At 69.6% G+C, this 19,997-nt stretch carries 22 protein-coding genes; 17 read left to right on the top strand and 5 right to left on the bottom strand.

Annotated elements, in window-relative coordinates; translation table 11 throughout:
- The first annotated feature begins 157 nt into the window (after nucleotides 1–157).
- Nucleotides 158–1,516 carry a hypothetical protein gene (locus tag EJK15_RS48615; protein ID WP_138717263.1) on the top strand — a complete coding sequence of 453 codons (1,359 nt, stop codon included), beginning with the start codon at nucleotides 158–160 and terminating at the stop codon, nucleotides 1,514–1,516.
- A 1-nt stretch (nucleotide 1,517) separates the two neighbouring features.
- On the opposite strand, the gene EJK15_RS48610 is transcribed toward EJK15_RS48615, so the two are convergent.
- On the bottom strand, nucleotides 1,518–1,808 hold the full coding sequence (locus EJK15_RS48610; RefSeq protein ID WP_138717262.1) for a hypothetical protein: 291 nt from the start codon (nucleotides 1,806–1,808) through the stop codon (nucleotides 1,518–1,520).
- A 178-nt stretch (nucleotides 1,809–1,986) separates the two neighbouring features.
- Between EJK15_RS48610 and EJK15_RS48605 the strand changes: the two genes are divergently transcribed.
- The 11 genes from EJK15_RS48605 to EJK15_RS48550 all read left to right on the top strand — a co-directional run bounded on the left by EJK15_RS48605 (nucleotide 1,987) and on the right by EJK15_RS48550 (nucleotide 13,640).
- Nucleotides 1,987–3,270 carry a serpin family protein gene (locus tag EJK15_RS48605; protein ID WP_138717261.1) on the top strand — a complete coding sequence of 428 codons (1,284 nt, stop codon included), beginning with the start codon at nucleotides 1,987–1,989 and terminating at the stop codon, nucleotides 3,268–3,270.
- Between the two features lie 64 nt (nucleotides 3,271–3,334).
- On the top strand, nucleotides 3,335–3,589 hold the full coding sequence (locus EJK15_RS71495; RefSeq protein WP_171074960.1) for a hypothetical protein: 255 nt from the start codon (nucleotides 3,335–3,337) through the stop codon (nucleotides 3,587–3,589).
- A gap of 579 nt (nucleotides 3,590–4,168) precedes the next feature.
- A complete protein-coding gene (locus tag EJK15_RS48595) occupies nucleotides 4,169–4,762 on the top strand; it encodes a TetR/AcrR family transcriptional regulator (protein ID WP_138717260.1) in 594 nt (197 codons plus the stop codon).
- Entirely contained in the window at nucleotides 4,759–5,595 is an 837-nt protein-coding gene (locus EJK15_RS48590) for an alpha/beta fold hydrolase (protein WP_138717259.1), read from the top strand. The genes EJK15_RS48595 and EJK15_RS48590 overlap by 4 nt, the downstream gene beginning before the upstream one ends.
- A gap of 448 nt (nucleotides 5,596–6,043) precedes the next feature.
- Nucleotides 6,044–7,585 (top strand): FG-GAP-like repeat-containing protein, encoded by a 1,542-nt coding sequence (locus tag EJK15_RS48580; RefSeq protein ID WP_206061560.1) that lies wholly within the window; start codon nucleotides 6,044–6,046, stop codon nucleotides 7,583–7,585.
- A gap of 282 nt (nucleotides 7,586–7,867) precedes the next feature.
- Nucleotides 7,868–9,001 carry an ATP-binding protein gene (locus EJK15_RS48575; protein WP_138717257.1) on the top strand — a complete coding sequence of 378 codons (1,134 nt, stop codon included), beginning with the start codon at nucleotides 7,868–7,870 and terminating at the stop codon, nucleotides 8,999–9,001.
- Nucleotides 8,976–9,482 (top strand): helix-turn-helix transcriptional regulator, encoded by a 507-nt coding sequence (locus EJK15_RS48570; RefSeq protein WP_171074961.1) that lies wholly within the window; start codon nucleotides 8,976–8,978, stop codon nucleotides 9,480–9,482. The genes EJK15_RS48575 and EJK15_RS48570 overlap by 26 nt, the downstream gene beginning before the upstream one ends.
- 185 nt (nucleotides 9,483–9,667) lie before the next feature.
- The gene (locus EJK15_RS48565) at nucleotides 9,668–10,417 is read left to right on the top strand and encodes an SDR family NAD(P)-dependent oxidoreductase (RefSeq protein ID WP_138717255.1); all 750 of its coding nucleotides are present in this window, start codon (nucleotides 9,668–9,670) and stop codon (nucleotides 10,415–10,417) included.
- A 133-nt stretch (nucleotides 10,418–10,550) separates the two neighbouring features.
- Nucleotides 10,551–10,895, top strand: coding sequence for a DUF1801 domain-containing protein (locus EJK15_RS48560; protein WP_138717254.1), 345 nt, complete (start codon nucleotides 10,551–10,553; stop codon nucleotides 10,893–10,895).
- 445 nt (nucleotides 10,896–11,340) lie between these two features.
- Nucleotides 11,341–12,000 carry a lysophospholipid acyltransferase family protein gene (locus EJK15_RS48555; RefSeq protein ID WP_240777690.1) on the top strand — a complete coding sequence of 220 codons (660 nt, stop codon included), beginning with the start codon at nucleotides 11,341–11,343 and terminating at the stop codon, nucleotides 11,998–12,000.
- A gap of 65 nt (nucleotides 12,001–12,065) precedes the next feature.
- Nucleotides 12,066–13,640: a penicillin-binding transpeptidase domain-containing protein gene (locus tag EJK15_RS48550; RefSeq protein WP_240777689.1), complete on the top strand. Its 1,575-nt coding sequence runs from the start codon at nucleotides 12,066–12,068 to the stop codon at nucleotides 13,638–13,640.
- Nucleotides 13,641–13,646: 6 nt separating this feature from the next.
- On the opposite strand, the gene EJK15_RS48545 is transcribed toward EJK15_RS48550, so the two are convergent.
- Nucleotides 13,647–14,498 (bottom strand): alpha/beta fold hydrolase, encoded by an 852-nt coding sequence (locus tag EJK15_RS48545; RefSeq protein WP_138717252.1) that lies wholly within the window; start codon nucleotides 14,496–14,498, stop codon nucleotides 13,647–13,649.
- Between the two features lie 138 nt (nucleotides 14,499–14,636).
- Nucleotides 14,637–15,284: a PadR family transcriptional regulator gene (locus EJK15_RS48540; RefSeq protein ID WP_138717251.1), complete on the bottom strand. Its 648-nt coding sequence runs from the start codon at nucleotides 15,282–15,284 to the stop codon at nucleotides 14,637–14,639.
- 151 nt (nucleotides 15,285–15,435) lie between these two features.
- Here EJK15_RS48540 and EJK15_RS48535 point away from each other — a divergent pair, with 151 nt between their 5' ends.
- Nucleotides 15,436–16,074 carry a GntR family transcriptional regulator gene (locus tag EJK15_RS48535; RefSeq protein ID WP_138717250.1) on the top strand — a complete coding sequence of 213 codons (639 nt, stop codon included), beginning with the start codon at nucleotides 15,436–15,438 and terminating at the stop codon, nucleotides 16,072–16,074.
- A gap of 5 nt (nucleotides 16,075–16,079) precedes the next feature.
- Nucleotides 16,080–16,547, top strand: a complete 468-nt coding sequence (locus EJK15_RS48530; protein WP_138717249.1) for an OsmC family protein — start codon at nucleotides 16,080–16,082, stop codon at nucleotides 16,545–16,547.
- A gap of 1 nt (nucleotide 16,548) precedes the next feature.
- Here the strand turns inward: EJK15_RS48530 and EJK15_RS48525 are convergent, their stop codons facing one another.
- The gene (locus EJK15_RS48525) at nucleotides 16,549–17,262 is read right to left on the bottom strand and encodes a TetR/AcrR family transcriptional regulator (RefSeq protein WP_138717248.1); all 714 of its coding nucleotides are present in this window, start codon (nucleotides 17,260–17,262) and stop codon (nucleotides 16,549–16,551) included.
- 102 nt (nucleotides 17,263–17,364) lie between these two features.
- Between EJK15_RS48525 and EJK15_RS73430 the strand changes: the two genes are divergently transcribed.
- Complete coding sequence (locus EJK15_RS73430) at nucleotides 17,365–17,823, top strand: ferredoxin reductase domain-containing protein (RefSeq protein WP_206061559.1); 459 nt, start codon at nucleotides 17,365–17,367, stop codon at nucleotides 17,821–17,823.
- Between the two features lie 2 nt (nucleotides 17,824–17,825).
- On the top strand, nucleotides 17,826–18,617 hold the full coding sequence (locus tag EJK15_RS48515; RefSeq protein ID WP_206061558.1) for a ChbG/HpnK family deacetylase: 792 nt from the start codon (nucleotides 17,826–17,828) through the stop codon (nucleotides 18,615–18,617).
- A gap of 3 nt (nucleotides 18,618–18,620) precedes the next feature.
- Here the strand turns inward: EJK15_RS48515 and EJK15_RS48510 are convergent, their stop codons facing one another.
- Nucleotides 18,621–18,899 (bottom strand): DUF3040 domain-containing protein, encoded by a 279-nt coding sequence (locus tag EJK15_RS48510; RefSeq protein ID WP_138717246.1) that lies wholly within the window; start codon nucleotides 18,897–18,899, stop codon nucleotides 18,621–18,623.
- 134 nt (nucleotides 18,900–19,033) lie between these two features.
- Between EJK15_RS48510 and EJK15_RS48505 the strand changes: the two genes are divergently transcribed.
- A partial coding sequence (locus EJK15_RS48505) for an Rv2578c family radical SAM protein (protein WP_138717245.1) occupies nucleotides 19,034–19,997 on the top strand: 964 nt, incomplete at its 3' end.

Genomic DNA, 19,997 nt, shown 5'->3' with positions numbered 1-19,997 from the left:
GCGTCCGTCCCACACTGATCGGTGCGAGGCGGCGGTGTTTCCTGAGCGCATGCGCGAAGCGCCCCGCGGCCACCCGATCAGGGCTCCCGTTCGGCGCGCATCCCTCAAGATCGGAAAGACGACAGCTACGTAAGCATCCGGTGACAGGAGTGCCGACATGGCCGATGACTGGGACCAGTGGGATGGAGGGCTGGAGCTGGCCAGGGGCTGGCCCTCGCCGAGCCGCGGCATCGACGTGGACCGTGGCGAGCTCCGACGGATCGCGAGGGACATGACGATGGAGGTGGACACCGATATCCCCTTCAGCGTCGGTTCCCTCTCCATCTACGCGAGGGACGTCAAGGGCCTTCAGTGGCAGGACGGGCACGAGGCTGTGACGATTCCCCTGAGTCACGCCTTCGGCGACACCGCCGGGACGTATCCAGACATCCACCTTGTTCCCCTCCCTGGCAACTGGATTCCGGTGGTCCAGGTCTGCAGGGCGCTGGAGGCGATCGGTAAGGCGGTGCCGATTCGTGCCGGGCAGTTCTTCGGCGGTTTCCTGGGCGTGGCCGCGCTGATCCAGACGACGGCGGCCAACTATGACGCCGCGGAGGAAGCGCTACATGACCGGTGGCGGCTCCTGTCGTGGGCGATCCGGGACGCCAGCGTCACCGGCGGCGTCATCGACGAGAAGGACACTTTCGTTCGCGAAGGGGACGAGTCTGACGACGACGTTTCGTCACTCGACTACCAGAGGATCAAGCAGTTCTTCGAGATGTTGGATCCGGAGCCACTGCTTTTCGGGGCCGAGGTCTACCGGGACATCGCCCACCAGTTCGCCGGCGCGGTCGGATTGATCGAGTCGTTGAAGGGCCGCGTCGCGGCCGCCTGGCCGGGAGAGACGAGCGAGCTCTGCCTGGAGGCGCTGCGCTGTCTGCACGGCAGTGCGAAGCAGATCGCGTACGTGGCCGGCGGTACCAGTGAGGCGCTCGATCATTTTCAGTCCGCGATCCCGCGTTACAAGCAGACCTTCGAGAGCGAGACGGACTACGCGCATGAGTCCATCGGGGGGTGGAGGCCAAACTCGGTGACAACGCGCATGCCCTGGCAAGTAACCCCCTGCGAGATGTCCGGGCAAGAAACTTCCTGCGAGCGAGATTTCTACGATTGGGAGCTGAAGGATCTGTACCGCGGCCTGCCCAGTGACCTGCAGGTCCGGCTGCCGCGCATCCAGATGCTCGCCATCGACGACGACGGGAAGCCGACCGTCGATCAGTTGCGCAAGGATCTGTACGGATGGGACTACGGAAGTCTCCTGTACGAGCTTTCCCAAAAGGTGCCGGATGTTAGCGACCCCGACGGGGCAGACCTGCTGTGGCTCGCCGAGTACGACGACAAGGAACCGGGAACCGCGCCGGGGGTGACCGAGCAGGACGAGCGGGAGGCAGTGGCGGACGCGCGCCGGGACCTCGACCAGTCCAAGCGCGAGACGAACGAGTCCGTCGAGGAGGCTCTCGCCGGTCAGAAACGATAGATCAGCTCGACGACCAGGCCGCGAGGTGGCGGGCAGCAGGCGCAGCGCGCCACCACAGCGGACGGCCAGTTCGGCGGCGATGGCCAGGCACATGGCGGGCAGCCGCCGTGCCGCGGCCCGCATCGCGGGCCACGGACACCGGCCGACCGGCGAGAACGCCCGCGGCCAGGACCACCGTCGCGGGGAACACGACCATCTGCCCGGCGGTCCAGGCCACCAGCACCGCGGCGCCCCAGACCAGCAGCGGCACAGGCGGGGCGCCGACCAGCTCCGGCCGCCCGTCGACCACCACCAGCGCGTCGCCAGCCGTCCCGCCTTATGCGAGAACGGCTATCCCTCGACGGCACCACCGCCTCCCGCCCAGCCGCCGAGCGCATCAGCCAGGCGGCCCACGGCGTCAGGGCCGCCGCCCAGCACACCGCCCTCTGATACGCGCTGAACCCTTTCTCACCGGTGGGCGTCTAGGAGTTATGCCTATCGACTTTCCGGCGAGCCTGCGGCGGCGGGAGTTCCTTGCCCTGGTCGTGCTCGCCGCCGCCTGTGGCGGATCGGAGGACATCGTGCTCATGGCTCAAGGGGTCAGCCGGGAGGTGCCGGCGAATCCTCCCCTCGCCGAGGTCGTACGCGGGCTGACCGCCTTCGGTCACAACCTGTACGCGGCGGCGGCCAAGCCGGGCACGAACACGGTGATCTCCCCGCTCAGCATCGCCTACGCGTTCGGCATGGCGAGGGCTGGAGCGGCCGGGGCGACCGCGGCGGCGCTGGACAAAGCGTTCGGCTTCCCCGCGGCTGGGCCGCACACCGCGTTCAACGCCCTCACCAGGAAGATCGTCACGGTTGAGGGCGTGCCGCCGGAGCCCACCTCAGGAGGCGAGAGGGACACCCAGAACAGCGAGCCCGCCGACCCCGTGGTCGGCATCGCCAACGGGTTGTTCGCACAGCGGGACTTGCCGATCAAGCAGCCGTTCCTGCGCACGCTGGCCGCGCAGTACGGCATGGGCGTGCGCACCGTCGACTTCCGCAAAGACGCCACCGCCGTCATCGACGCCTGGGCCGAGGAGCAGACCGCGGGGCGCATCAAGAAGCTGTTCGACCAACTGGACGAGACGACACGGCTGGTCATCGCGAACGCCGTCTACCTCAAGGCGGACTGGGAGCATTCGTTCGCCGGGGAGGGCCGCGAGGAGAACGCCGCGTTCACGCGCGAGGACGGCTCAACCGTGCGCACGAAGCTGATGCGGCAGACGACCGACCTCAGGTACGCCTCAGGGGCGGACTGGCAGGCCGTCGAGCTGCCGTACGCCAAGAGCGACCTGGCGATGTGGGTGCTGCTGCCCGCGCGGGGCGGCTCTCCGGGTGCGTTGCTGAAGCCGGACATGCTGGCCCAGGTGGGTGCGGGGCTGAAGCCGGCGACTGTCACGGTCGTCCTGCCGGGCTGGGACTTCGCCACCGACCTCGACCTGGAGGCGCCGCTGCGCGCGCTCGGGCTGGGCGTGCTCTTCGACGGCGCCGACTTCTCGGGCATCGCGGACCGTATTTACCTCGGCCAGGCGGTGCACCGGGCCAACATCTCGGTGGACGAATGGGGCACCGAGGCGGCCGCGGTGACGGGGCTGGCGTTCCCGACGTCGGGCCGGGCCGGTGCGGTGACCGAGTTCCGCGCCGACCACGCCTTCGCCTTCGCCATCATGCACCGCTCGACGTCCACTCCTTTGTTCATCGGTCACGTCACCGACCCCACCGCCTCCGCGTGACGCGGTCTTGTCCCACTGAGCGACACGAACGGCGGCCGTGTGGTGGAGGTGCCGGCGTGCGGCATTGCCGGGCCGACAGGAGGAGATCTCTGGCCTCGTTCAGGCCGGGGTTGAGCCGGAGCACCTCGCGGAATGCTTCGGCGGCGCGGCGTGGCTCGCCGAAGGTCGGCATCGTCTGGCCGAAGGCTGGCTCGGCGAAATCGAAGGACTCCGAGTCAGTCTCGCCGGCGCGAACGACAAGCTGGCCCAAATAGATCGACGAACAGGCGGCCAGACCACGGTCGACCTCGGCTTCCCTGCCACCCCTGGAAAGCAATGAGCCGGGTTCCGATGGGGTCTACTCAGGACACCGATCGCATGTCACGCATACGGCCGCCCCGTGAGCCGCCTCTTACTCCCACCGGTTCGGTCCTCAGGACCTCGGGCGCCCCGGCGACGCCTGTTGACGGGACACCCACATCCTCACACGCTCGCGGAGGATCAGCGAATCATTATCCAGACCAAGATCGAAACGAAGTTCAGAGACAGCGGGCATCTCACGTTCCTGGCTCTATGGCCAGCCTGACATCCGAGCCGAGATCGAACGGCTCCGTGACACGACTCGGCGTTCCCCCTCGCCGCAGATCCCTGCGGCTGAACGCTCCTCCGATGCCTCGCTGCACACACGCCTGGAGGCGGCCCTGGAACGGAACCGGCAACTTGTGGAAGAGAACCAGAGTCTGCGTCGGCAACTCGCTCACGCGCTCGGCGACCAGCGGGCATCCACACGCACAGGCGCTGGTGGCCGGCTCTGATACCCCGTCATCCGCAACAGCGGTACCTGCGTGAACGCATCCCCGTTTGAATTCCTAGGACTCCTAGGTTATATCTAGGGGTCCTAGGATCATTGGGAGGGCGCATGGCGCGGGCCGGGCTGACGGCGGAGCGGGTGACGATCGCGGGCGCCGAGCTGGCGGACGAGGTGGGGCTCGACCAGGTGACCATGTCGCAGGTGGCGCGGCGGCTGGGCGTGAAGGACGCGAGTCTTTACACGCACGTCCGCAGTCTGGAGGATCTGCGCGGACGGATCGCACTGCTGGCCGCCGATGAGAAGACCATCCGTATCGCCGAGGCGACCGCCGGGCGGGCGGGCAAGGACGCGCTGATCGCGTTTGCCAACGCCTGGCGGGAGTACGCCCGCCAGCATCCGGGCCGCTACATGGCGACGCAGACCCCGATCCAGATCGACCCAGAGCTGGCCGCAAGAGCGCCCGGACCGCGGCGCGCGGTCGAGCTGACCTACGGCATGCTGCGCGGCTACGGACTGGCCGAGCCCGATCTGACCGACGCGGTCCGGTTGCTGCGCAGCACGTTCCACGGGTTCGTCGCCTTGGAGGCTGCGGGCGGGTTTGCGCACGAGCGTTCGCCGCAACACTCCTGGGTCCGCGCCCTCGACGCCCTGCACACCCTCCTGGAGCACTGGCCCTCGTCCCGAGAAGGAGACTCCTCATGACCGACCCGACCATCGGCAGCCTGCGTGTGAACGGCGCGACCCTGCACTACGAAGTGCGCGGCCAGGGCCCGCTCCTGCTGCTGATCCCCGGAGGGGCGGGCGACGCGGCCTCCTACGACGGCATCGCCGACGACCTGGCCGCCGAATACACGGTCGCGACCTACGACCCGCGCGGCATGTCCCGAAGCACGCTGGACGACCCCGAGGCCGAGCAGCACGTGGCCGAGCACGCCGACGACGCGTTCCGAATGCTGGAACTGCTGTCTCCCGGTGAGCCCGCCCGGGTGTTCGGCGCCAGCTCGGGCGCGATCACCGCCCTGCACCTGCTCACCGCCCATCCCGAACGCATCGAACGCGTCGTGGCGCACGAGCCGCCAATGGTGGAGGTCCTGCCGGACGCCGCCGAACATCGCACGCTCATCGCGCGCGTGCAGGAAACGCTTCACACTCAGGGGCTCATGCCGGCGATGGCCGTGTTCGCCGCGGGGCTGAAGAAGGACGGCGACACCACCGAGCCGAAGGCCGAGCTCAAGCTTCCGCCGCAAGCAGCGGCGCGGGCCGAGCGGACAATGGCCAACCTGCCGTACTTCGTCGGGCGCATCGTGCCCAGCTTCATGCCCTACGCCCCGGACATCCACCGGCTGGAGACACTGTCGGACCGGCTCGTGCTCGCCTGCGGCCAGGACTCACGTGGCGAGCTGCCCTACCGTCCTGCGGCTCTCCTGGCCGAGCGTCTCGGCACGGAACTCCAGCACTATCCAGGCGGGCACACCGGCCTGACCACGCACCCCGCCGAGTTCGGCGAACTCCTTCGGAAGGCCTTCCGCGCCTAGACCCGAATCCGACCCGTCCTGGCCAACACCACCGAAGCCGGCCCGGCCCGCTCGGGTCATACAGGCCGGGCAGTGGCCCGGCGAGCATCTCCAGCACCAGGCCGTGCGCGGTCAGATGGTCGGCCGGCGCGGTCAGTTCGGCGGCGTCGCGGCCCAGCCAGTTCGCCGGCGGCCGACTCCCACGGGGCGGGCAGCCACTTCTCGTGGCCATTCCGGGTACCGCCGCGCGGCCGTCCCAGCGGCGAAATCCTGACCCGGCCGTGGGTACGGTATGCGGCGGGTATAGCGAGCGCCTGTCCACGGCCCTACCGCCTTGACAGCTGAGTCGGCGGCTGGCGGAATGGGCGTCCCCCGCCTCGGAAGGAAACCCGTACGTCTCGCTCGTCCTCTTGCGGTCACCATGCTCGTGGCCGCCGCGTTAGCTGTGCCACAACCTGCGCAGGCTGCCGTGTTCAAGCATCCTGGCGTCCTGGTCAGCCGCGCTCAGCTCGACTTCGTCAGAGCCAACCTCGGCAACGAGCCGTGGAAGTCCGCCTGGAACGACCTGCAAAAGAGTTCGTACGCCTCGCTGTCCTACACGGCCAAGCCCCGCGCCGTCGTGGAGTGCGGCCCGGTGTCGAACCCCGACCACGGCTGCTCGGACGAACGCAAGGACGCCATGGCGGCCTACACGCACGCCCTGCGGTGGTACCTGACCAAGGATTCCCGCTACGCCGTCAAGGCGATCCAGATCATGGACGCCTGGTCAGCCGTGATCAGCAAACACACCGGGGACAACGCGCCGCTGCAGACCGGCTGGGCGGGCGCCAACTTCTCCCGCGCCGCCGAGCTCATCAAGCACACCTACACCGGGTGGGCTCAGGCCGGCCGGTTCGCCGGCAAGCTGCGCACCGTGTATCTCCCGACCCTGATCGCCGGAAGGCCCAACAACAACGGCAACTGGGAACTGATCATGACCGATGCCGCCATCGGCATCGCCGTGCACCTGGACGACCGTGCCTCCTTCGACCGGGCGGTCACGACCTGGCGCGGCCGGCTGCCCGCCTACATCTACCTCAAGACCGACGGCTCGCTGCCCAAGGCGCCACCGAACAGCACGTACAACACCAAAGAAGAGATCATCAAATACTGGAAGGGGCAGACCACATTCGTGGACGGCCTGACCCAGGAGACCTGCCGCGACTTCTGGCACACCGGATGGGGCATCGCGGCCATCTCCCACGTCGCGGAGACGGCCGGCCACCAAGGCGTGAACCTGTATGCCAAGGCCAAGCACCGGCTGCGCTTCGCGATGAACCTCCACGCCCGCCTGCAACTGGGCGGGACGGTGCCGTCGTGGCTGTGCGGCGGAAAGGTCACCAAGGATCTCGGGGAGCACTTCGAGGTCGGCTTCAACGCGCTGCACCACCGTCTCGGCTACGACGACATGCCCTATGCCAAGCAGTGGGTCGAGAAGAGCCGCCCCGCCGGGGTGTCGCACTTCCTGGGCTGGGAGACCCTCACCCACGCGCAGAACCCGGAGTACGCCGGAATGGGTGCGTCGGCCACGCCGGACTTCGACGCCGACGGCGTAGGTGACCTCTTCTCGGCCGCCACCGGAACGCTGACCGTCTGGAACGGCGAAGGCGGCAACCAGTTCGGCCCGGCCACCGCGATCGACTCCGGCTGGACGGCCTTCACCCGGCCGATCGCCGGCGACTTCAACGGCGACGGGATCAGCGACCTGGCGGCGGTCAAGAAGGACACCGGCACGCTGCATGTCTGGAACGGCAAGGGCGCCAACAGCTTCACTGGTGCCATCGAGCTAGGGCCCGGCTGGAAACCGTACGAGAGCACGCTGATGGCGCTGGGCGACGTCAACAAGGACGGCAAGGCCGACATAGGCGCCCTGCACAGCGAGACCAAGGCGCTGACCATCTGGAACGGCAAGGGCGGCAACCAGTTCGGCCCGGGCGCCACGATCGGCTCCGGCTGGGCACTGTACTTCTGACAGGGCGCTTCGCGTGTCGGGCCGGCCCGGCTTCCGTAGTGGAAGCCGGGCCGGCTACGGGTGGAGGGTCAGCCGATCAGGACCGGCACCGTGCCGATCACGACGCGGTGGTCAGAGCAGGCACCCTCGGGGATGCCCGTGCAGGTGGTGGGGATGCCAGGGTATTGCCGACTTGAAGTACCCGGCCCAGCCGCGAAGGAAGGCGGGGGCGAGTTCATGGGAGTGGTTGATGGGGAGTCGCCCGTTTATGTGCCACTTTGGCGTGGGCGCTACTGTGCCGTCATGCTGATGGGACGCCGCCTTGAGCGCGGCCGTTTGGGGGTGCTGCTTGCGGAGGCCCGCGAAGGGCGGAGCGGGGCGTTGGTCGTGCGGGGTGAGGCGGGGGTCGGCAAGTCGGCCCTGCTCGAGGATCTGGCGTCGGTCGCGGACGGGATGGGGGTGTTACGGGGGGCCGGCATCGAGACCGAGGCCGCTGCGCTGACCGGCAGGGCCGCTGTTGTCGCCGAGGCCACCTACGTGCGTGCGCAGGTGGCCTACGAAAGCACCTCACCGGCCGCCGACGCAGCCCTGGCGTTGGAGGGCGCCATGCTGATCATCGGCAGCCATCCGGAGCGGGCGGTGTCCATGCTGACCGAGGCCGTGTGGGCGGCCCGTGACGCATGCGCCCACGATCTCGTCAAAGAAGCCGTCGCCCAGTTGGAGACCGTCCGGCTGCCCTCGGGCGCGGCGCTGACGCCCGTGGTGGCGGCCCTGATCGGGTACGGCAGGCACGCCGACGGCGATTTCGGCGCGGCGGTCGTGCCCATGCGCGCGCTGGTCGAGGCCGTCCGGACCGGAACCGTCCAGGACTTCGTTGAGCGGGTGATCGCCGGATTCATGGGGCTGCTGACCGCCGACGACGTGGCGGCGACGGACGTGCTGGAGTCGCTGGCGGCCGATGTCAGAGCGGACGGATCGCTCGGCTGGCTTCCGTACGTACTGGAGCCGCTGGCCATCGGCCGGCTGCTGCGGGGCGACTTCCGCGGCGCTCAGGCCGACCTCGCTCAAGGCATCTCGCTGGCGTCCGACATCGGCATGGACATGCAGGTGACCGTACTGAAGGCCATCGCGGCCTGGCTGGCCGCCGTCATCGGCGACGCCGCCGAGTGCCGTGCGTTGGCCGGCGAGGTGCGTGAACACGCTGCCCTGCACCCCACCAACGCGGCCCTCGCCTCGTGGGGCGTGGGACTGCTCGATCTCCGAGGGACGTTTCGAGCAGGCGCTCGACGGGTTCGAGGAAGCATGCGGGGGCCCTGCCCGGCACGATCTGCTCATCAGGGCCGTACCGGATCACGTCGAAGCCGCCATCCGCACCGGACGCGCCGACCTGGCCCGACGACACCTGCCGGCCTTGGCGGCGTGGGCCGGGCACAATGACGTCGGCAAGGCTCTGGAGTTGCGCTGCCAGGCCCTACTCACCGACGGTGACCAGGCCGAACGTCACTACCGCGCCGCGCTGCGGCTCATCCCCGACCGGCCGTACGAACTCGCGCGGACCAGTCTCGCCTACGGCGGATGGCTGCGCCGCCAGCGCCGCCGCTCGGAGGCCCGCGCCGCTCTGGCGCAAGCAGAGGACACCTTCGCCAGGCTCGGCGCGGCACGCTGGGCCGAGCGTGCCCGCACCGAACTGACGGTCCTCGGCGACAGGCCCGTGGCCCATGCCCAGGCCGACGACCCGCTCCAGCGGCTGACCCCACAGGAGCTCCAGGTCGTGCGACTGGCCGCAGCCGGGTATAGCAACCGGGAGATCGCGGCGCGCCTGTACCTCAGCCCGCGCACTGTGGGACATCACCTCTACCGGGCTTATCCGAAGATCGGCGTGACCCGCAGGATGGAGCTCGCCCAGCTCGAGCTGTGAGCCGTATCAGTCGAGCTACTTACTCGTCACCATGGCCGGCACCCGCCGCGGACCGGCCTGCGGTATGCCGTTCCCGTCGCCGCCCGTCCTGATCAGCGGATCTGTCAGAGCAGTCGTGGGACCGATGCCCGACCTGCCGTGCCGTCCCTAGATTCGAGCCATCGAACCGACGAACGGAGACGAACATGCTTCTGGAGAACAAGACCGCGGTGGTCTATGGGGGCGGCGGCGCCATCGGCGGCGCGATGGCGCGGGGCTTCGCCGCCGAGGGAGCGCGAGTCTTCCTCGCCGGCCGCACTCCCGGCAAGCTCGACACCGTCGCCGCGGACATCCGCCGCCAGGGCGGCCTGGCCGAGACGGCGATCGTGGACGCCCTGGACGAGAGCGCCGTCAACGGCTGGGTCGACTCCATCGCGGCACAGACCGGCAGCATCGATGTCTCGGTCAACGTCATCTCCCAGGACGCGCTGTTCGTTCCGCTGCTCGACATGCCCGTCGCCGACTTCGGCCGCGCGATGGACAAGGTGGCGCGCTCGTTTCTGCTGACCGCCCAGGCCGCCGCACGGCACATGGTCAAGCAGGGCTCGGGAGTCATCTTGCACTTCGGCGGCTCAGACCCGGCCAACTCCTCGCCCGGCCTGGGAACCGTACAGGTCGGCTGCGACCTGATCGAGGCCATGCGCCGCCAGTGGGCCTGCGAGCTCGGCCCGCACTCCGTACGCGTGGTCTCGATGCGTACCGGTGGGATCCCCGATTCCCTGCCCGACCTTCCCGAGACAGCGCCCTACAAGCAGAAGATGGTGGATGCGACGCTTCTCAAGCGAGCCGCGACCCTGGACGATGTCGGCCGAGTCGCCGCGTTCTTGGCGTCGGAACACGCCAGGAGCATCACCTCCACGCAGGTGAACATCTCCTGCGGAGCCCTCGTCGACTGACACAACAGGTGCCGGGGAGGCAAAGACCTTTACCCGCGGGCCGATGCCGCGGGCTGGGACGAGCGTGAACGCGATGCCTCCCCAAGAGGGACCTGCGCAAAGCAACCTGCGGAAGCGACATTTGGAGAACGGCATGAACGACGACGTCACCCAGTACATCAACAACACCGCGCCGTGGCAGATCGGCGTCTGCGAGAAGCTGCGCGCAATGGTCCACGAGACCGTTCCCACGGTCGAGGAGCGGCTGCAATACGGCAAGCCGCACTTCCTCAAGAACGGTCACTTCGCGGCCGTCATAGCGGTCTCCCGGGGCAAGGTGTCATTCATGGTGTTCAACGCCACGGACATCCCTGTGGTCAAGGGCTTCATCCGGGCACTGGGCAAAGGGGAACGCAAGGCCGTCGACATCGAAGAAGGGCAGGACGTCGACTACACGCGCCTGGCCGGCATCCTGGAAAAGACCACGGTCGCTTTGTGAGCAGGGTGACTCGACCTCCATCTGGTCCCGCTGCTCGGCTTGTCGTTCAAGTGCGTCACCTGGCTGCCTTGGGTGGTGAGCGTGTGCCCCGGTTCCGTCGCGCAGACGAAGTAGTGATTCGGGTTCTTGATCGCGTACGGAGCCGCCGGTCCTTGCCGGCGCGGTCGTGGACGCCGGCGCCAAGGTCACGCACGGTTAAGGCGGAGGGCACGATTACCTCCAAGGCCGGACCGTGTGCTTAACTCAAGATTGCCGATGTGGCTGTGTCCCCCGGGCCGCAAATTACCGCCTTCACGGAATACCGTTCGGCTGGAGCCGTGTTGTGCATCTCGCCGAGGAGGCGACCACCACATCGGCCTTAACGCTTGTCACAGGCGCCCCGCTCACCCGCGGGGCGCCTGCTTTATGGTGGGGTGGCCGACCGCCGATGATCCAGGAGAGCCTGTTGCTTTACGAAGTGGTCAAGTTCGCCGCCGCGCCGCTCGCCCAGGCGATGTGCCGGCCGCACATCTCCGGCGCCGCGCACGTGCCGAGGAGCGGCCCCGCGATCCTGGCCGCCAACCACCTCTCGGTGCTGGACTCCTTCCTGCTGCCCGCGCTGCTGCCGCGGCACGTGACGTTCACCGCCAAGAACGAGTACTTCTCCGGCAACCCGGTCTCCGGCTTCTTCATGCGGCTGGGAGGCAGCCTGCCGATCGACCGCGAGAGCGCCCACGCCGCCCAGGCCATGCTCGACGAGGCCGCCGCGCTGCTGGAGCGGGGCGAGCTGTTCGGCATCCACCCCGAGGGCACCCGCTCCCCCGACGGCCGCCTCTACCGCGGCAAGATCGGGGTGGCGTGGCTGACGCTCAAGACGGGCGCGCCGGTGCTGCCGGTGGCGCTCACGGGCACCGAGAAGGTGCTTCCCGTCGGCGCCAAGGTGCCGAGGCCGGCGAAGATCGGCATCGCCATCGGGGAGCCCATGCACTTCGAGGGCGACCACACCAAGGCCCGCGACCGGCGCCGCGTCACCGACGAGATCATGGCCGCTGTCCAGAAGCTGTCCGGGCAGGAGTACGTCCCGGTTTATGCTTCCAGCGTCAAGGCATCCAACGGCGTGGCCTAGGCTCTGACACCTGTCGTCGAGGACCAGGGGGCTGATCAGTGGCGCGGGGCCGTACGATCGCGATCGTGTCCGGCGCCACCGTGCTCGCGGTAGGCGCCGCGGCCGGTGGGGCCTATTACGTGCTGCACACCAGGGGCACGCCGGCGGAGGCCGCGCAGCGCTTCACCGCCGCCTGGCAGGCCGGCGACCAGTCCGCCATGGCCAAAGAACTGGCCAGACCTCAGCAGCTCGGCGCGTACGACCAGCAGCGCAGCGCACTCGCGGTCGAGGGCACCTCGATCCGGCTGGGCAAGGTCGCCGAGGGCGACGACCGGGCGCGCGTCCCCTACACCGCGACCCTGACCTTGAAGAACATCGGCGAGTGGTCCTACGAGGGCCAGCTCGACCTCGTGGTGGCCGACCGCACCTGGAAGGTGGACTGGACGCCCAAGACGCTGCACCCGTCGATGACGGCGGGGGCGACGTTCGGGGTCAAGACGCGCTGGCCGGACCGGGCCGAGATCACCGACGCCGACGGCGACCGCATCGACGACGGCACGGCCGGCGGGTCCGTGCAGCAGCTCGTCGGCTTCCTGGACAAGGCGGCCAAGAAGGACGTGGCCAAGCTCGGCCCCGCCTACAAGGTCGGGCAGGCGGTCGGGCGCGGCGGGCTGCAGGAGACGTACCAGAAGCGGCTGGCGGGCACCCCGGCCACCGAGATCCAGCTCGGCGGCAAGACGCTGAAGACCATCGAGGGCACCGACGGCGAGCCCGTGCAGACCTCGCTCGACCCGCGCGTGCAGGCCGCCGCGGTGGGGGCGGTCAAGGACATGAAGAAGCCGACCTCGATGGTGGCGATCAAGCCGTCGACGGGCGAGATCCTGTCCGTGGTCAACAACCAGGGCGGGTTCAACCGGGCGCTGGACGGCCGCTACCCGCCGGGCTCGACGTTCAAGGCCGTCACCGCGATCGGGCTGCTCGCGGCGGGGGTGTCGCCGCAGGACCAGGTCACGTGCCCGATGTACGCCACCGTCGGCGGCCTGAAGATCCGCAACTCGGACAAGGAGGCGTTCGGGTCGCTGTCGTTCCTGGACTCGTTCGCCCACTCGTGCAACACCACGTTCGCGCCGCTGGCCAAGTCGAAGCTGGGCGCGGACAAACTGCTCGAGACGGCCGAGAGCGTGGGCTTCAATCAGCCGCTCACCATCGGGGTGCCGGCCACCAAAGCCAGTTTCCCCCGGGCCGAGTCGGACGCCGAGCTGGCGGCGGAGGCGTTCGGGCAGGCCAGGATCACCACCAGCCCGCTGTCGATGGCGTCGGTGGCCGCCGCGATCGCCGACGGCACCTGGCGTCCGCCGACGCTGGTGCCGTCGCTGGAGCAGAAGGCCGCCGAGCGGAAGCTGCCCGACGGCGTCAAGGAGCCTCTGCACGCCATGATGGCGGCCGTGGTGACCAAGGGCACCGCCAAGTCGGCGGGGCTGCCGGCCGGCACGCGCGGCAAGACCGGCACGGCCGAATACGGCACCGGCGAGAAGCTCGACAGCCACGCCTGGTTCATCGGGTTCAAGGGCGATGTGGCGTTCGCGGTGGTCGTGGAGGGCGGCGGCGGGGGCGGCAAGGTGGCCGCCCCCGTGGCGGCGGACTTCCTCAAGGGCCTGTGAACGGTCTCACCTGAGGAAGCGGCGGATCTCGTCCGCCACCCGCTCGGGGCGGCCCCGCATGGCGGCGTTCGAGGTGGCGCTGTGGCCGAGGCCCTCCATGTCCACGCGCCGCGCCCGCGGCAGCACGCTCTGCAGGGCGGTGAGCGCCGACCTCAGGTACACCGGGCTCTTCGTGCCCCCGAGCAGCAGCACCTCGGCGCCCACGGACCTGTAGACGTCCAGGTCGCCGGCGGTCTCGGCGACCAGCTGGGCGTCATAGTGCAGCGTCGGCGCCAGCTCCCGGAACGTCGGCTCCCCGTCACCAGCAGCCTTGTCCTGATTTTTCAGCATCATGGCCGTGAGCAGCTCCAGCAGCGCGCGCGGCATCACGTTGAAGATCGGCGGCCCCATGCGGGTGGCCCGCATGCCGGTGACCAGCGCCGCCGGGATGCGGCCCGCGGCGATCTCCCGGTCGAAGCGGGGCAGCCAGCCGGTCGGGTTGGAGCCGTCGACGTCCAGCGGTGGCTCGAAGGCGACGACCTTGCGCAGCGCGGGCCGGTCGAGCGCGGTCCGCAGGGCGATGATCGCGCCCGAGCTGACGCCGGCGACGTGGTCCGCGCCGGTCGCCGTGAGCAGCGCGTCGAGGTCCTCGATCTCGCGCTGGAGGCCGTAGCCGGGTCCGTACGGGCCGCTGCGGCCCCGGCCTCTGCGGTCGGGCACGTAGCAGGTGAAGTCGCCGGCGAGGGCCTGGGCCAGCTCGATGTTGCTGTGCCCGCTCTGTACGGTCCCGTGCAGGAGCACCAGCCCGGGGCCGTCCCCGAGCCGGTGGCAGGCGATCGTGGTGCCGTCCTTCGACGTCACGGTGTCAAGAGTGATCATGGTTGCTCCCCATGGTTCGGCCTGCGGAGGGGAGCCCGGCTATTGTTGCCAGTGCCATCTCGTGGCCGAGGTCCGCTCCGCGGGTCTGTCGGTACGAGGTCACCCGGCGGCGGTGTGCCAGCACCGCCGCCGGGTCTTTCATTCGGTCGTGCGGCCCCTTTCCGCGATGCCGGCCACGCCGGGGGGGAGCCGGCCGGTCTCGCGATAGGCCCGCCACTCCTCCAGGCCGGGGAACGTGCCGCCGGCCAGCTCCGCCAGTAGCGAGCGGACCCAGCCCGCCTCCGCCTCCCGCATCGCCAGCGCGTACTCGGACTCGACGAGGAACAGCCTGGGCAGCTCGCCCCGCTCCCGCTCCAGGGCCTGCCGGTCGGCCTCGATCCGCTGCTCCAGCAGCTCCAGGCGGTGCCGCAGCAGCGGCACCACCTCGCCGGGGCCGAGCCCGCCCATCACCGACAGACCGGCCTCGAAAGCCGAGGGCTCGGATCGCGGGGTGGACAGCAGCTCGCGGGTCCAGTCGTCGGCCTCCGCGCGACCGGCGTCGGTGATGCGGTAGACGGTCCGCTCGGGGCGGGCGCCCTGCCGGCTGCTTTCCACGGCCTCCAGCAGGCCGTGTTTCTCCAGGTTGCGTACGACGGTGTAGAGGGATCCCCACTTGATCCGCATGTCCTGGTCCTTGCCGCGCGCCCGCAGGACCGAGGCCATCTCGTAAGGGTGCATCGGACGCTGGACGACCACGGTCAGCACCGCCAGCGCCAGCAGGTTTCCGACCGGACGCCGCTTCGCCATCCCTCATCACCTCGCTAACGGGTATTCGTCTGCGAGTATATGTCAGCGAATATACGGACGCAATCGCCGATCCGCCGCAACGGCTCCCGGGATGTGTGTCGCGGAGTTTCCGCTTTGCATGCAATGCATGCAAAGCGCTAAGGTCGTTCGCATGCAGACGGACGTGGCGTGCAGCCGGTTGCGGGAGCTCATCCTCGACGGCAGCTACCCGCCGGGCGCGCGGCTCACCGAGATGGAGGCCGCGGCGACCCTGGAGATGAGCCGCACCCCCGTGCGAGAGGCGCTGCGCGCGCTGGCCGCCGACGGGCTCGTCCGCCCCTCCGGGCGCGGCGTGGTCGTGGTGGCATTGGCGGAGGGCGACCTGGACGAGGCCTACCAGGTGCGGGCGGCGCTGGAGGCGCTCACCGCCGAGCTGGCCGCCGCCCGGCAGCGCGAGGGCCGCATCGCCCCCGCGGATCTGCACGCGCTCCGCGACGTCGCGACGGAGACCGCGACCGCCACGGCCGAGGGGCGCCTCTCCGACGCGGTGCGGCTCAACCGGCGCTTCCACCGGACGATCGCGGAGCTGGCGGGCAACGCGATGGCGCTGCACGCGCTGGAGCGGATCTGGGACCAGATCCAGGTCTCCACGCTGCGCTCGCTGGCGCCGCCGGCCCGGCCCGCGCACGTGTCCGGCCAGCACGAAGAGCTGCTGGCCGCGATCATCGAGGGCCGCGCGGAAGAGGCCGCCGCCATCGCCCGCGCCCACGTCCTCGACACCCGTACGACCGCACACTATGGCAAGGGATGACGCCCATGACGCGCCAGCACACCTACCCGACCGTCGTGACCTGGACCGGGAACAAGGGCACCGGCACCAGCGGCTACCGCGACTACGGCCGCGACCACGAGCTGTCCGCCGACGGCCCGCCGGCCATCCAGGGCAGCTCCGACCCGGCCTTCCGCGGCGACCCGTCGCGCTGGAACCCGGAGCAGCTGCTGGTCGGCTCGCTGTCGCAGTGCCACATGCTGTCGTATCTGTACCTGTGCTCCATGGCGGGCGTCGTGGTCACCGAGTACGTCGACCGCGCCGTCGGCACCATGGCCGAGACCTCGGACGGCGGCCACTTCACCGAGGTCGTCCTGCGCCCGGAGGTCACCGTGGCGTCGCCCGAGATGGCCGACGCCGCCGCCGAGCTGCACGCCGGTGCCCACAAGGCGTGCTTCATCGCCTCGTCGGTCAACTTCCCGGTACGCCACGAGGCCACCGTCCGCACGGCGTGACTCAGCGGCTCGCGGCCTCGTAGTCGAGCCCGAGCATGGGCGCGAGCTCGCGCAGGCACTCCTCGAACACCGGCTCCAGGTCCGAGTAGGCGAAGTCGAGCTGGTTGAGCACCTCCATGCAGAGCAGCCCGTACAACCTGATCCAGCACGACAGGAACACGTGCACGGCCTCGAGCGGGAGCCCCACCCCGGTCGAGGCCGCGTACGCCCGCAACTGCTCCCTGATCGACGGATCCAGCTCCGCGGGCACGGGGAACGGCCGGCTGTCCCACAGCGCGGCGATCTCCTCGAGGAAGACCTGCTCGAAGTCGCGCCCCGCCAGCTCACGCGGCGAGTCCGGCCGCCGCTCGCTCGTGATCGGGCTGGCGAACACCCACCCGAACTCCGCCCGGTGCGTGATCGCCCACATCCGCATCGCCCGGCACGTGGCCAGCAGCCGGCGCCCGTGCTCTTGCGGCGGGTACGCGTCCCGCGCCGCCTCCAGGACCTCGGTCAGCTCGCGGAAGAAGTCCGCGGTCACCGCCCCGACCAGCTCCTCGTGGCCGGCGAAGTAGTGGTAGAGCGCCGGCCCGCTCATCCCCATATCCCTGGCCACGGCGTTGATCGTCACGGCCGCCGGGCCATGCTCGATCAGCAGCCGGCGCGCTGTCGCGCGGATCTCCGCCAGCGTCGCCTGCCGGACCCTCTCGCGCCTGCCGGCGCCCTGCGCGACCATCGTCGGCTTCCTCCTCCGCGTGCCCGTACAACGTTGATATCCTAGGGCATCTATGTTTCCTTAACGACTCTAAGCAAACTTACGGCCATAAAGGATCCTGGCATGCGCAATCCCCTCGCGGCCGCCTTCACCAAGTACGCCATGGAGGCGAAGGTCACCGAGGCCGAGCTCGTCACGCCGGCGATGCGCCGGATCCGCCTGGAGACCGGCGTGCCGATCGCCTTCCCGTACCGGCCGGGGCAGCACATCAGGGTGCAGATCAACGACCCCCTGTCGGTGTCCGGGATCCTGCGCCCCGCGGACACGCTGCGCACGTACACGATCTGGGACCTCGCCCCCGACCGGCGGGCGCTGGAGCTGCGGGCGCACCTGTACGAATCTGGTACGGGAGCGCAACTGGCCGCGTACGTCGATCAAGGTCAAGCCGTTCTGGGCGCCAGGCAAGCGGGGCCTGCACTAGAAATCCGGTTGTGGACCCCCTTCACGGCGATCAGGCTGAGGGCATGCCTGCACGAACGTCTCCCGAGTTGCTGGGATTTCCGCACGACGCTCGACTGTTGATCGTGAACACCGACGACTTCGGCATGTACCGCGACGTCAACGAGGCCGTCGTCCGCTCGATCGAGGACGGGATCGCCGCCTCGTGCAGCCTGATGACGCCGTGCCCGGCCGCGGGCCACGCCATGGGCCTGCTGCGCGAGCGGCCGGAGATCCCTTTCGGCATCCATCTGACGCTGGTGTGCGAGCTGCCCGGGCGCCCATGGGGGCCGCTGGCGGACAGGGACAGGGTGGCCTCGCTGCTCGACGAGACGGGCGGGCTGTTCACGTACGACCGCATCCCGGAGCTGCTCGACCGGGCCCGGATCGACCAGGTGGAGATCGAGTTCCGCGCGCAGATCAACGCCGTGCTCGACGCGGGGCTGGCACCGACGCATCTGGACTGGCACTGCCTGGCCGACGGCGGGCGCGCCGACGTGTTCGAGCTGACCATGGCGCTGGCCGGCGAGCACGGCCTCGCGGTGCGGGCCTGGCAGGACCGCTCGCGCCGGCTGCTGCGCGAGCGCGGCCTGCCGGTCGTCGACCACGGCTTCCTGGACAGCTTCGCGCTGGACCTGGACGGCAAGGCGGCCGCGTACGCCCGGCTGCTGCGCGAGCTGCCGCCGGGCCTGAGCGAGTGGGCCGTGCATCCCGGGCTGGGAGCGGAGGAGTCGCGGTCGGTCGATCCGCACGGATGGCGGGTACGCCGGAGCGACTACGCGTTCCTCACCTCGCCGCAGGCCCGGGAGCTGCTGCGGCAGGAGGGGATCACTGTGATCGGCTACGAGGTCGTCCGGCGCGCCTGGAGCGCGGCGTGACGCTCAGAAGGCGGCCGCCAAGGCCAGGGCGGCGGCCTCGTGACGGAGAACCATGATCAGGAGAGTGGCGATCAGCGTGGCGATGAGCAGCCAGCTGATCAGGATGATGACCGTCGAGCGGCGCGGCCGGCGCCGGCCGCCGGACTGGTCCTTCGACCTCGCCTCGCTGCGACGGACTCGCTCGTTGAACGACTCGAGCCGTGCGACGAGTCGCGGGTCGTCGTCAACGAGGTGCTGCTCGATCTGGGCCAGCATCCGCTCCTCGTCCTGCGACCAGGCCATAGATGCACCTCCGGAACGCAAGCTCTGTGGCGTCTTTCTGCCCAACCATGAAGATCATTAGCCTCAGGCTGACCAGGTAATTGCACTCTCTTTTCGGTTTGCGATCAAGCTCGAACTTTTGTTCTAATCATGGGATGCGCTGGGACAACCTGCGTCTGACCGGCCCCGGTCCGGACGATCCGGCCGCGCCGCTGTTCGCCCGCGGCGCGGTCACCCGTACGTTCGACACCCCCGAGTTCAAGGGGATGACCTTCTACGAGATCCGGGCCCGGTCCATCATCAACCGCGTGCCGGCCGCCAGCCGGCTGCCGTTCGAGTACACGATCAATCCATACCGGGGCTGTAGTCATCGCTGTATTTACTGTTTTGCCCGAAAAACGCATGAGTATCTGGACTTGGATGCCGGAGCGGACTTCGATTCCAAGATCGTGGTCAAGGTCAACGCGGCCGAGCTGGCCCGCAAGGAGCTGGCCTCGCCCCGCTGGGGCGGCCACCACGTGGCCATGGGCACCAACGTCGACTGTTACCAGCGCGCGGAGGGCCGCTACCTGTTGATGCGCGGCATCCTGGGCGCGCTGCGCGACGCCGCCAACCCGTTCTCGATCCTCACCAAGGGCACGCTGATCCTGCGCGACCTCGACCTGCTCACGGAGGCGGCGGAGGTGACCGAGGTGAGCGCCAACGTGTCGGTCGGGTTCGTCGATCCCGGGATGTGGCGGGCCGTCGAGGCGGGCACGCCCAACCCGCGGCGGCGGCTGGAGGCCTGCGCCACGCTCAACGACAACGGCATCGCGTGCGGGGTGCTGATGGCGCCGATCCTGCCGTACCTCACCGACTCCCCCGGCCACCTCGAACGCACCGTCAAGGAGATCGCCGACTCCGGCGCCACCCACATCGCCCCGATCGTGCTGCACCTGCGGCCGGGGGCGCGCGAGTGGTGGCTGGACTGGCTGTCGCGCGAGCATCCCCGGCTGGTGCCGCGCTACCTGGAGCTGTACGGCCGGGGCGCCTACGCGCCGAAGTCGTACCAGGAACGCGTCACGTCGCAGGTCAAGGAGCTGGCCGCACGTTTCGGCGTGGGCCGCGCCACCCCCGCCA

It is taken from the genome of Nonomuraea basaltis, from assembly GCF_005893125.1.
GTDB lineage: Bacteria > Actinomycetota > Actinomycetes > Streptosporangiales > Streptosporangiaceae > Nonomuraea > Nonomuraea basaltis.
The sequence above is the reverse complement of the archived record's forward strand: the minus strand, read 5'-3'. Positions and strand labels throughout refer to the sequence as shown.